Below are 10,743 nucleotides of genomic sequence, written 5' to 3' on the forward strand. Positions count from 1 at the left end.
CGCCTTGGCATGCTTGATCACGCCGCCGATATAATAGAGGCACATTTCGGAAAGGCCCGCATAGCCGTTGCCGGCGAAGAGCGGCTTGTCGCCGTCCCAGATCGACATATGCGTGTGCATACCCGATCCGTTATCCTGCTTGATCGGCTTGGGCATGAAGGTCGCGGTCTTGCCATAGGCCTGGGCGACCATGTGAACGACATATTTGTAGACCTGCATCCGGTCCGCGGTCTCGACGAGCGAGCCGAAGGTCAGGCCGAGCTCATGCTGCGCCGCCCCGACCTCGTGGTGATGCTTGTCCATCGGCAGGCCCATCTCGATCATTGTCGAGACCATCTCGGCGCGGATGTCCATGGCGCTGTCGACCGGCGGGACCGGGAAATAGCCGCCCTTGGCGCGCGGCCGGTGCGCCATGTTGCCCATCTCATATTCGCGCCCCGAATTGGTCGGCAGCTCGATATCGTCGATCTTGAAATAGCTCCGGTCGTAGCCGTCCTCGAAGCGAACATCGTCGAACATGAAGAATTCGGCTTCGGGGCCGACATAGACGGTGTCGCCGACGCCCGACGCCTTGACGAAGGCTTCCGCGCGCTTGGCGGTCGAACGCGGATCGCGCCCGTACAGCTCGCCGGTGCCCGGTTCCACGATGTCGCAGCAGATGGCGAGCATCGGCGTTGCCGAGAAGGGATCCTCGTAGACGGCGTCGAGATCGGGCCGGAGGATCATGTCGGATTCGTTGATCACCTTCCAGCCGGCGATCGAGGAGCCGTCGAACATCAGCCCGTCTTCGAGCGCGTCTTCGTCCATGACGCCCGAACACATCTGGAGATGCTGCCATTTGCCCTTCGGATCGGTGAATCTGAGGTCGACCCACTCGATCTCCTCTTCCTTGATCCGTTTGATAATATCTTTTGCGCTGGTCGTCATGAAACTTTGCCTTCCTCTCACTGGGGTCCGGAGTAAGAAACCTATACTATTCTTCGCAGTTGCACAAAAATTTTTTTGCAGTGCGTTATAACCGATCAGACGGCGTCGGAGTCCTGCTCGCCGGTGCGGATGCGAATGGCGCGGTCCACCGTCGACACGAAGATCTTGCCGTCCCCGATCCGGCCGGTCTGCGCCGCATTCTGGATCGCCTCGACCACCCGGTCGGCAAGGCCGTCGTCGACGACCGCCTCGAGTTTCACCTTGGGCAGGAAGTCGACGACATATTCGGCGCCGCGATACAGCTCGGTATGGCCCTTCTGCCGGCCGAAGCCCTTGGCCTCGGTTACGGTCATGCCGGTCACGCCGACATCGTGGAGCGCTTCCTTCACCTCGTCGAGCTTGAACGGTTTGATGATCGCTTCGATTTTTTTCATGGGCGCGTCTTCCTCCGGCTGCGGCCGATGCCGCGTTGCATCAGTCATAAGCGGGCAGGGGCCCGACTCGCAAGCGGCATCGTGGGGCGCCGCGGCCCCGTCGCGCCGCGTTGGACGCATCGTCCGGAGAGACCCCGCGCGGCGGGGCGAAAGCCCAGCAGGACGGGCCGCAGCCGGGATCGGCCCCGTCCCGTTTTCCGGGCCGTCTGCCGCTAACCGCCTGTTCCGTAGCGGAAATACCACGATGCTTGTCGGAGCGGGGACAATCGTAAGGACTTGAACATGCGTAACACACATCTACTCGGCGCCGCGATCTTCACCGGTGCCATGCTTTCGACCCCGGCCTTGGCCCAGTCCGAGGAAGAGGCAATGACGCCGCCGCCCGAGGAGCAGGCCGTGCCGGAGCCGACGATCGATACCGATGGCGACGGGACACCCGACGCCTGGGATCAGCGCGGTGACGGCCGTCCGGACAGCTGGGACATGGACGGCGATGGCCGGCCCGATGTCTACGACCAGGATGGCGACGGCCAGCCCGACCAGCCCGAATAAGGGCATGCACGCGCCGCCGGGATCGATCCCGGCGGCGCAACTCGAGGATATAGACCATGCGACATATCGTTTGGCTGGCGGGCGCCGGCCTTTTGCTGGCGGCCTGCGATCAGGCCCAGCAACCCCAGCCGGCGGAGGACGACCCGGTCCTCGACGCGCCGCCCGAAATGACCGACCCCGCAATCGACGACCCGGTCGACGATCCGGGGATGATGCCACCCGAGATGATGGACGAGGATGCCGGCGGCGCGATGGACGGCGATGCGCCCGTTTCCGACCAGCCTCTTCCGGCGGAAGAACCCGATGCGGAGGGACCGGCGGCGCCGGACGAAGGCTACCGCTAGGCCCGGGACATCATCGGCTGTCCGGTCAGGACGGCGTGTCCGCCTGCGCCTCTTCTTCGCGCCGCGCGCGGAGCCGGGCGATATCCTCGTTCGCCTTGTCGATCACATAGAGGCGGATGACCTCGGCGAGGTCGGGCGTCAGCACGTCGGAGAAGCCCGGCATGCCGTTGGCGGCGAGCGAGCCGCCGATCACGACGTCGCGCCATGCGGTGTCGCCGGTCAGGTAGCCGGAGAAGCGGATGTCGGGATTGATCCCGCCGCCGACCGCGCCTTCGCCGTGGCAGACCATGCAATAGCGCAGATAGAGTTGCTGTCCGCGCGCGATCTGCGCGGGCGTGCCGGTCGATTCCGGCGGATCCAGCAATTCGCGTTCGGTGTCCGGCGCGTCGGGCAGGACACCGGTGCCGTCGAGCCGCAACACGATCAACCGCGGTACGTTCGGCACCTCACCGGCCGTGATGTCGGCCGCGCCGGCGGTGATCTGGAAGGCGCCGCCGCGGCCGGTCGTGAAGGCGATATGCTGGACGCCGTCGATCAGGAAGGTCGACGCGCCGGCGAGCACGCCTGACTGGACGTCCATCGACCAGAGCTCTTCCCCGGTATCGGCCGCATAGGCCTTGAACTGCCCGGTCGCGGTCCCCTGGAACACGAGATTGCCGGCCGTCGTGAGGATGCCCCCGTTCCAGGGCGTCGGATAGTCGACGGTCCAGCGCGCTTCCTGCGCGACCGGATCCCAGGCGACGAGCTGGCCGCGCACCGTCGAGATCAGCGCGCGCAGCGTCGCTTCGTCGCGCGGCAGCGCGCCGTCCTCGAGGTTGGTGCCGGTATTGAACCCGATCGGGCTGAGCGCCGAATGGTCGTCGCTGGTCGGCGGGAGAAAGGCCTGCGGCACGGTGTTGGCGGGAATATAGGCCAGTCCGGTCAGCGGGCTGAACGCCATCGGATGCCAGTTATGCGCCCCGATCGGGCCGGGATTGGCGATGAACATCTCGCCCGTCCGATAGTAGCGCGCGGCCGGGTTTTCGATCGGCCGTCCGGTTTCGAGATTGTAGCCCGTCGCCCAGTTTACGCCGTCGACGAAGGTTTCGGCCGAAATCAGCGATCCGGTTTCGCGGTCGATGACGAAGAAGAAGCCGTTTTTCGGCGCGTGCAGGATGACCTGGCGGGTTTCGCCGTCGATCTCGAGATCGGTGAGAATCATCGACTGGGTCGCCGTATAGTCCCAGGTCTCGCCGGGGGTCTCCTGATAATGCCAGAGATATTCCCCGGTATCGGGATTGAGCGCGACGATCGACGAGAGGAACAGATTGTCGCCCTGGCCGTCCGAGCGGACGCCATGGTTCCACGGGCTGCCGTTGCCGACGCCGATATAGAGCTGGTTCAGTTCATGATCGTAGACGATGGAGTCCCAGACCGTCCCGCCGCCGCCCGATTCGCGCCATTGCCCGTTTTCGGACCAGGTGCGCGCGGCGGTCTGGAGGACCTCGTCCGAGGCCGCGCCGTCCGGCTCCCCGTCCGGATTGGGCACGGTGTAGAAGCGCCATTCGAGGCCGCCGGTATTGGCGTCATAGGCCGAGACATAGCCGCGCACGCCGAATTCGGCGCCGCCATTGCCGATGATGACCCTGTTGTTGACCACCCGCGGCACGCCGGTGATCGTATAGGGGCGGTCGGGATCGGTGGTCTGTTCCGACCAGAGCTGCGCGCCGGTGATCGCGTCGAGCGCGATCAGCCGTCCGTCGAGCGTGCCGAGATAGAGTTTGCCGCGCCAGACCGCGACCCCGCGGTTGACCGCGTCGCAACAGGTATTCTGGAGCACCGAGCGCGGCACTTCGGGATCGAAGGTCCAGAGCGGCTCGCCGTTGCGCGCGTCGAAGGCGAAGACCTTGGACCAGGGCCCGGTGACGTACATGACGCCGTCGACGACGATCGGCGTCGCCTCCTGTGCGCGCGCATCGGGAAGTTCCGCCGACCAGGCGACGCCCAGATTGCCGACATTGTCCGTATTGATCTGATCGAGCGGGCTGAAGCGCTGTTCGGCATAGCTGTAGCTTGCGGCGGCCCAGTCGCTGCCGTCGCCGCCGGTCGCGAGAAATTCCCCGTCGATCTTCGCCGTGCCCTGTGCTGTGCTCGTTCCGCCGTCCTGCTCGGTTCCGGACGAACAGGCCGCCACGCCCAGCGCGAAAGCCAGTCCGATCCACCAACGCCCAATCGACACACGCATAATCCGCTCCCTCTGATGCGGGTCCTTATTGGCCCAGCAACAAACGCGTTGCAAATGGCCATGCGTCCGCACGGGAGCGGGATTTCGACGTTCTAGCCGTAGGGCCTAGCCGTAGGGCGGCTTGTCCAGTCCGGCGGGACTCTTCGTGAATATCTCGACGCCGTCTTCGGTCACGCCGACCGAATGCTCGAACTGGGCCGAGAGCGACCGGTCGCGCGTCACGGCGGTCCAGCCGTCGTCGAGCACCTTGACGCTTGGCTTGCCGATATTGATCATCGGTTCGATCGTGAAGAACATGCCGGGCCGGAGCTCGGGGCCGGTGCCCGGATTGCCCGCATGGATCACCTCCGGCGCGTCATGGAACAGCCGGCCGAGCCCATGGCCGCAGAAATCGCGCACCACGCCGTAGCGGTGCGCCTCGGCATGGCTCTGGATCGCATGGCTCACATCGCCGAGATGCGCCCCGGGTTTCACCGCGGCGATGCCCCGCATCATGGCGTCATAGGTGACATCGATCAGCCGCTGGGCCTTGATCGGCACGTTGCCGACGGTGAACATCCGGCTGGTATCGCCGTGCCATCCGTCCAGGATCGGCGTCACGTCGATATTGACGATGTCGCCCTTCTTCAGCGCCTTGTCGCCGGGAATGCCGTGGCACACGACATGGTTGATCGAGGTGCAGCAGCTCTTCGTATAGCCGCGATACCCGAGCGTCGCCGGAATGCCGCCCCCCGCCTTCATCCGCCCGAACACGAAATCGTCGAGTTCCTGGGTCGTGACGCCGGGGACCACATGCGGGACGAGCGCATCGAGTATCTCGGCCGCGAGTCTGCCGGCCGCACGCATCCCTTCGAAGCCGGCTTCATCGTGCAGCTTGATCGTGCCGTCGCGGGCGACCGTGTCGACCGCGGTGATGGTCTGATATTCGTTCATGCCTGTCATATAGCGGCGCCTGTCGGGAATCTCCATATCGGGAGGCGCTGGTGCAAGCGGACCGGGTTCGCGTTCGCCGGCGTCTCCCGACGCGAAAGAAAAATCGAGCCCGCCGCCCGTCCGCAGCACCGGCTTTTCCCGACCCGTGCGGTGCGCGACCTATCGTTGTTCTTTGCGCCGCCATGGCCGGCGCGCTATGGCGCGGATCATGAGCGACAAGAAAATCTGGACCGCCGGCCTGATCGTGATCGGGGACGAGATCCTGTCCGGGCGCACGCAGGACAGGAATGTCGCCGCCTTGGCGAAATGGCTGAACGTCCAGGGCATTCGCCTTGTCGAGGTCCGCATCGTGCCTGATGTGCTCGAACGCATCGTCGAGGCCGTGAATGCGGTGCGGGCGACGACGGACTATCTCTTCACGACCGGCGGCATCGGGCCGACCCATGACGACATCACGGTCGACGCGGTCGCCGCGGCCCTCGGTGTCGAGGTCATCGTGCACCCGCGGGCGCGGGCGATGCTGGAAGGCTATTATGCCGACAAGGGCGGCTTGACCGACGCCCGGTTGAGAATGGCGCGCGTTCCCGATGGCGGCGAGCTGATCGAGAACCGCATGTCGGGTGCGCCCGGTATCCGCCATGGCGACATCTTCATCATGGCCGGCATTCCGCACATTGCCGAGCAGATGATGGACGCGCTGACCGGACAGCTGGAAGGCGGCGAGCCCGTCCTCTCGGAAACGATCGGCTGCTGGACCGCGGAGAGCGAAGTGGCGGACATATTGGGCGCGGTCGAGACGGCACATCCCGAATGCCAGATCGGCAGCTACCCCTTCTTCCGCCAAGGCCGGGTCGGCGCCAATTTCGTCGTCCGCTCGACCGACCCGCACGAACTCGCGCAATGCGTCGCGGCGTTGAGCGCGGCGCTGACCGAAAATGGCCAGGCGGTGACGGCCGGCGGGATCTAGGCTTTCGCTCCTGCGGCGGAACGCCGGGTCGAAAGCAGCGCCAGCAGCGCAATGCCGCCGATGACCGTCGCGATGACGAACGGCGCCCCGGCGAACCGCACCGGGGCCTCGGGGCTCGTGAAATAGGCCAGCGACGGATTGAAGATCAGCGGCGCGGCGATCGCGGCGAGCGCCGTCATGCTGCTGTTGAAGCCCTGCAGCTCGCCCTGCATGTCGGCGGGCACCCGGCGGCTCATCAGCGCGATCAACGAGGGGCCGGACAGGGCGTGTAGCGCGGTGACTGCCATGATCGCATAGGTCGCCCAGCCGATGGAAATCAGCGCGATCAACAGGAATCCGATCGTCCCGCTCGCAATGCCGACGATCGCGGCGACGCGCTCGCCGAAGCGTTTGACCAGCGGTCCGATGGCGAGCGTCTGGACCAGGGCCATGAGCAGGCCGACCCAGGCGAGCGAGAGCCCGACCAGCCCGGGCGACCAGCCGAAGCGCAGTTGGGTGAAATAGGCCCAGATATTCGGATAGACGTTGATCGCCGTCGTCCAGAGCAGGAATACCGCGGCGATCGGGAGAATGCCCGGCATCTGGCGGAGCTTGAGCAGGGCGCCGAGCGGATTGGCGCGGGCGATGCCGAAGGGCCGCCGGTTTTCCTCGGCGTGCGTTTCGGGGAATGCGAAAAACCCGTAGGCCAGATTGGCGAAGGCTAGGCCTGCGGCGATGAAAAATGGCAGGCGCTCTCCGAACTCGCCGACCATGCCGCCGATCGCCGGGCCGATGATGAAGCCGATGCCGAACGCCGCGCCGATCAGGCCGAACACGCGCGCCCGGTCTTCCTCGCCATAGATGTCGGACAGCGTCGCATAGGCGGTCGAGAAGGCGGCCCCGAACGTACCGGCGATCATCCGGCCGGCGAACAGCCAGGCGAGGGTCGGCGCGAATCCCATGGCCGCATAGTCGATGCCGAATCCCGCCATCGAGAGCAGCAGGACCGGTCGCCTGCCGAACCGGTCGCTCAGATTGCCGATCAGCGGCCCGAACAGGAACTGGAAGAGCGCATAGGTGACGATCAGCCAGCCGCCGATCCGCGTCGCTTCGGACAGGGTCACGCCGCCCAGCGTCACCACGAGCTGCGGCAACACCGGCATGATGATGCCGAAGCCGATCGCATAGACGAACACCGTCGCGAGCACGAAACGGGTGGCGGCTCGGGATTGTCGCTGATCCATGGCCGAGCCTTAGGGCGGAGTTCCGGCAAAGTCTCGCCGATTTGTCCGCGGTGTCGCGCTACCCGTCGTCCAGAAAGTCGCGAATTGCCTCCACGAATGCCTGGCTGGCCGTTTCGCCTTCGAGCAGGAGATGGTTGTCGCTTTCCAGCGTCACGAGCGTCGCGTTCGGGATGGCCGCGGCGAGGTCGCGCCCGACCTCCCAGGGAATGCGCCGATCGCCGCGCGAGTGCAGCACCAGGGTTTCGGCCGCGATCTCGCCGAGCCGGTCGCGCACGTCGATATCGCCGAACGCCGACAGGAAGCGGACGGCGTTTTCCGCGCATGTCGTCTGGCGCTGGAACTCGTCGAACCAGGCATGCTGCTCCGCCGTGGCGCTCGGGAGAAAGGTCGCCGAAAAGATGTGGCGATAGGCCGGATTGTCCTGGCCCCAGCCCGTGCGGGTCAGCGTCATCACCGCTTCGCGCTCGGCGACCTCCTCGGCGCTCGCGTCGATCCGCCAGCCGGCCGGATAGCCGCCGAAGAGGATGAGTTTCGACACCCGTTCGGGGTGCCGCACCGCATATTCGATCGAAACCGCGGCGCCCTGCGAAATGCCGAGCAGCGGAAACCGTTCGAGCTCCAGCGTGTCGACGACCGCCTCGAGATCGGTCACGAAGGTCTCGAACGAGATCTCCTCGACATCCCAGTCCGATAGGCCGTTGCCGCGTTCGTCATAGCGGATGAACTGGTGATCGCGCGCGAGTTCGCGAAACAGCGGGCTCCAGATCGGCGCATCCCAATCGAGCTCGAGATGGGTCAGCCAGTTCGCCGCCTTCACGATCGGCGGGCCTTCGCCCACACAGCCATAGGCGATCGAGACATTGTCGGGCGATTTGCAGAAATGGATCGTCTGGCGCTGGAGCAGGGTGCGGTCCTCGGCCTTGGGCGTTTCGTCCGTGAGCCCGCCATTTTCGGCCGGTTGCCAGTCCATCCCGGCTTCGCTGAACTTTGCGCCCAGTTCGCGGATCAGGTGCGACGCCTCCCGATTCCGGCCGAGCTTGCGATGCGCCAATACCACCGCGTCGGCGGCATGGCGGCTGTAGGGGCTCAGCGAGAGCCATCGCTCGGCATAATCCAGCGCGAAGTTCGGCGGCGTGTCGGGATGGTCGATCAGCCGCGATACGGCCGTTGCGCGCAGTCGCTGGCAGCGGTCGCGCTCTCCGGCCAGCCAGGTGGCGTAGGCCGGCTGGTCGGGAAGGTCGGTTCCGCCGAGCAATTCGTCACCCAGCAGCTGCGTGCATTTGGCCAACCCGTCGGCCGTCGAGGCGGGATCGGCGATCGCCCGTTCGATCCGGCCCAGATCGGTGCGGACAGCGATGTCGTCGAAACTCACGCGTTCGCGATCCGCGCAAAGCCGTTCGCCATCCTCGTCATTGACGACCTGACGCAACTTGCTCAGCGACCATCGCAACGCGGCTCGCGGATCGTCGGGCAGTTCCCAGAACAGTTCGCACAGCCGCTCGCGCCGCTGCGGGCGGGCGGTGACGATCAGATAAGCGAGCAGCGCGCGCGTCTTCCGGGAAGCGGGCAGGGCCAGGGGCTCGCCGTTCCGGCTGAGTTCGAAATCACCCAACAGTCTGACATCGAGAACCGGCATATTTCCCTTTCGGACGATGGATATGCGGTCGCCGTCCGGCTTGCCAGAGCATCCTGCAGATTTCGTCCAAATACAACGGCGCTTCAAACGCTCGTCCCAACGCCGCCTCTCCATAGCGGCGCGGTCTTGATCGGGAGTTGCGTCCGAATGCGGCCGGTGGCCGCGGCGCTCCCAAGAAATTCTGGAGCGAAACCATGTTCAATATCGTCAATTATCTGATCGTCGGCGGTTTTCTGGCTTTCATAGCCCTGGAGTCCTTCGCGCCGGCGCGCAAATTTCCCGCGGCCCGATACTGGAAGATCCGGGGCGTTCTGTCCGCCATCGCCTATATCGCGGCCGCGAGCTATTCGCCTTTTCTCTGGGCCGACTGGCTGACCGGGCCACTATTGTTCGATTCCACGGCGCTGCCGTTCGTCGTTCAGTGCCTGCTCGGCTATGCGGCGATCCAGTTCGCTTCCTATTGGTGGCATCGCGCGATGCACGGCTCCGACATCTTGTGGCGGTTATTCCACCAGATGCACCACTCGGTCGAGCGGATGGCTGGCTGGGGCGCGTTCTACCATTCGCCGCTCGACGTGATCGCCTTCACCTTCGTCGCCAGCTTCGCGCTGACGATGCTGGTCGGGGTTACGCCCGAAGCCGCCGCCGTCATCGGCGTGTTCGGCGCGTTCGCGGTCTTCTTCACCCATTGCAATATCCGCACACCGCAATGGATCGGCTGGTTCATGCACCGGCCCGAGGGCCATGGCCGACATCACGAGCGCGGCCGCCACGCCAATAACTATGCGGAGCTGGTGATATGGGACCGGCTGTTCGGCACCTATGAAAATCCGAAGGAATGGAATGCCGAGGCCGGTTTTTACGACGGCGCATCGATGCGGATCTGGGAAATGCTGACCTTCCGGGACGTTTCCCGGCCACGCGGCGACACATCCGGATCGCCACCGTCGCGCGGCGCGGTCCCGTACGGGCTGCTGTTCGGCCTGATATTCGCGGGCACCGCGGGACTGTTCGGATTGGGTACGGTCGCGGTGATCGTCGCCTAGCCGGATGGCTGCGGGGCGCGTCCCCATGGAGCGGGTGAAGGGAATCGAACCCTCGTCGTCAGCTTGGGAAGCTGCTGCTCTGCCATTGAGCTACACCCGCGGTCCGGGGCGCGGTCTTTGGCAAAACGGGCCGGGCTTGTCCATGCTTTGCGTGCCCGCCCGCCGCTGCTAGACAGGCTCTCGCAACAGGAGAGAACCGAGATGACCGAAGATCCGCAGCCGCGCGTGCCGCATCCGATCGTTCGCTGGCTGGCCCGGATCGGCATCGTCTTGGGCATCGGCGCCCCGGTCGTCGCGGTGCTGATGGCACTGGCCACGGGCGCGGGCATCATCGGTTGGCAGATGAGCCTCTTCTCGCTGCGTCCGCTCAGCTATGCGGCGATGGCCGGAGCGGGGCTGTCGGTGATCGCCATCGTGGCGCTGCTGATCGGCCGGCATTGGCGCCGCCTGGTATGGC

At 65.5% G+C, this 10,743-nt stretch carries 11 protein-coding genes and 1 tRNA gene; 5 read left to right on the forward strand and 7 right to left on the reverse strand.

Features of this window, described 5'->3' with window-relative positions:
- On the reverse strand, window positions 1-927 hold a 927-nt coding region (locus ACTS1X_RS12370), incomplete at its 3' end, for a glutamine synthetase beta-grasp domain-containing protein (RefSeq protein ID WP_442614705.1).
- Window positions 928-1,022: 95 nt separating this feature from the next.
- Entirely contained in the window at window positions 1,023-1,361 is a 339-nt protein-coding gene (locus ACTS1X_RS12375; protein ID WP_442614706.1) for a P-II family nitrogen regulator, read from the reverse strand.
- A 282-nt stretch (window positions 1,362-1,643) separates the two neighbouring features.
- Between ACTS1X_RS12375 and ACTS1X_RS12380 the strand changes: the two genes are divergently transcribed.
- Both ACTS1X_RS12380 and ACTS1X_RS12385 read left to right on the forward strand, forming a co-directional pair.
- Window positions 1,644-1,913: a hypothetical protein gene (locus ACTS1X_RS12380; RefSeq protein ID WP_442614707.1), complete on the forward strand. Its 270-nt coding sequence runs from the start codon at window positions 1,644-1,646 to the stop codon at window positions 1,911-1,913.
- A 56-nt stretch (window positions 1,914-1,969) separates the two neighbouring features.
- Entirely contained in the window at window positions 1,970-2,257 is a 288-nt protein-coding gene (locus ACTS1X_RS12385) for a hypothetical protein (protein WP_442614708.1), read from the forward strand.
- A 25-nt stretch (window positions 2,258-2,282) separates the two neighbouring features.
- Here ACTS1X_RS12385 and ACTS1X_RS12390 read toward each other — a convergent pair whose 3' ends face one another.
- Window positions 2,283-4,481 carry a PQQ-dependent dehydrogenase, methanol/ethanol family gene (locus ACTS1X_RS12390; protein ID WP_442614709.1) on the reverse strand — a complete coding sequence of 733 codons (2,199 nt, stop codon included), beginning with the start codon at window positions 4,479-4,481 and terminating at the stop codon, window positions 2,283-2,285.
- Between the two features lie 105 nt (window positions 4,482-4,586).
- Window positions 4,587-5,414: a type I methionyl aminopeptidase gene (gene map / locus ACTS1X_RS12395; protein ID WP_442614710.1), complete on the reverse strand. Its 828-nt coding sequence runs from the start codon at window positions 5,412-5,414 to the stop codon at window positions 4,587-4,589.
- A gap of 208 nt (window positions 5,415-5,622) precedes the next feature.
- Here map and ACTS1X_RS12400 point away from each other — a divergent pair, with 208 nt between their 5' ends.
- Window positions 5,623-6,381 (forward strand): competence/damage-inducible protein A, encoded by a 759-nt coding sequence (locus tag ACTS1X_RS12400; RefSeq protein ID WP_442614711.1) that lies wholly within the window; start codon window positions 5,623-5,625, stop codon window positions 6,379-6,381.
- Here the strand turns inward: ACTS1X_RS12400 and ACTS1X_RS12405 are convergent.
- Window positions 6,378-7,604, reverse strand: a complete 1,227-nt coding sequence (locus ACTS1X_RS12405) for a TCR/Tet family MFS transporter (RefSeq protein ID WP_442614712.1) — start codon at window positions 7,602-7,604, stop codon at window positions 6,378-6,380. The two genes, ACTS1X_RS12400 and ACTS1X_RS12405, sit on opposite strands and share 4 nt — an antisense overlap.
- A 58-nt stretch (window positions 7,605-7,662) precedes the next feature.
- Window positions 7,663-9,216, reverse strand: coding sequence for an alpha/beta fold hydrolase (locus tag ACTS1X_RS12410; RefSeq protein WP_442614713.1), 1,554 nt, complete (start codon window positions 9,214-9,216; stop codon window positions 7,663-7,665).
- Between the two features lie 218 nt (window positions 9,217-9,434).
- On the opposite strand from ACTS1X_RS12410, the gene ACTS1X_RS12415 reads away from it, so the two are divergent.
- A complete protein-coding gene (locus ACTS1X_RS12415) occupies window positions 9,435-10,286 on the forward strand; it encodes a sterol desaturase family protein (RefSeq protein WP_442614714.1) in 852 nt (283 codons plus the stop codon).
- Window positions 10,287-10,312: 26 nt separating this feature from the next.
- Here ACTS1X_RS12415 and ACTS1X_RS12420 read toward each other — a convergent pair.
- Window positions 10,313-10,386, reverse strand: a tRNA-Gly gene (locus ACTS1X_RS12420).
- A 101-nt stretch (window positions 10,387-10,487) separates the two neighbouring features.
- Here ACTS1X_RS12420 and ACTS1X_RS12425 point away from each other — a divergent pair.
- Window positions 10,488-10,743, forward strand: a 256-nt coding sequence (locus ACTS1X_RS12425; RefSeq protein WP_442614715.1) for a hypothetical protein, incomplete at its 3' end; no start/stop codon positions are given.

The organism is Parasphingopyxis sp., from assembly GCF_052168275.1.
Taxonomy (GTDB): Bacteria; Pseudomonadota; Alphaproteobacteria; order Sphingomonadales; family Sphingomonadaceae; genus Parasphingopyxis.

Coding starts and splice junctions, on each gene's coding strand:
- ACTS1X_RS12390 (WP_442614709.1), bottom strand. CDS start 4,481: ATGCGTGTGTCGATTGGGCGTTGGTGGATCGGACTGGCTTTCGCGCTG.
- ACTS1X_RS12400 (WP_442614711.1), top strand. CDS start 5,623: ATGAGCGACAAGAAAATCTGGACCGCCGGCCTGATCGTGATCGGGGAC.
- ACTS1X_RS12385 (WP_442614708.1), top strand. CDS start 1,970: ATGCGACATATCGTTTGGCTGGCGGGCGCCGGCCTTTTGCTGGCGGCC.
- ACTS1X_RS12415 (WP_442614714.1), top strand. CDS start 9,435: ATGTTCAATATCGTCAATTATCTGATCGTCGGCGGTTTTCTGGCTTTC.
- ACTS1X_RS12405 (WP_442614712.1), bottom strand. CDS start 7,604: ATGGATCAGCGACAATCCCGAGCCGCCACCCGTTTCGTGCTCGCGACG.
- ACTS1X_RS12380 (WP_442614707.1), top strand. CDS start 1,644: ATGCGTAACACACATCTACTCGGCGCCGCGATCTTCACCGGTGCCATG.
- map (WP_442614710.1), bottom strand. CDS start 5,414: ATGAACGAATATCAGACCATCACCGCGGTCGACACGGTCGCCCGCGAC.
- ACTS1X_RS12375 (WP_442614706.1), bottom strand. CDS start 1,361: ATGAAAAAAATCGAAGCGATCATCAAACCGTTCAAGCTCGACGAGGTG.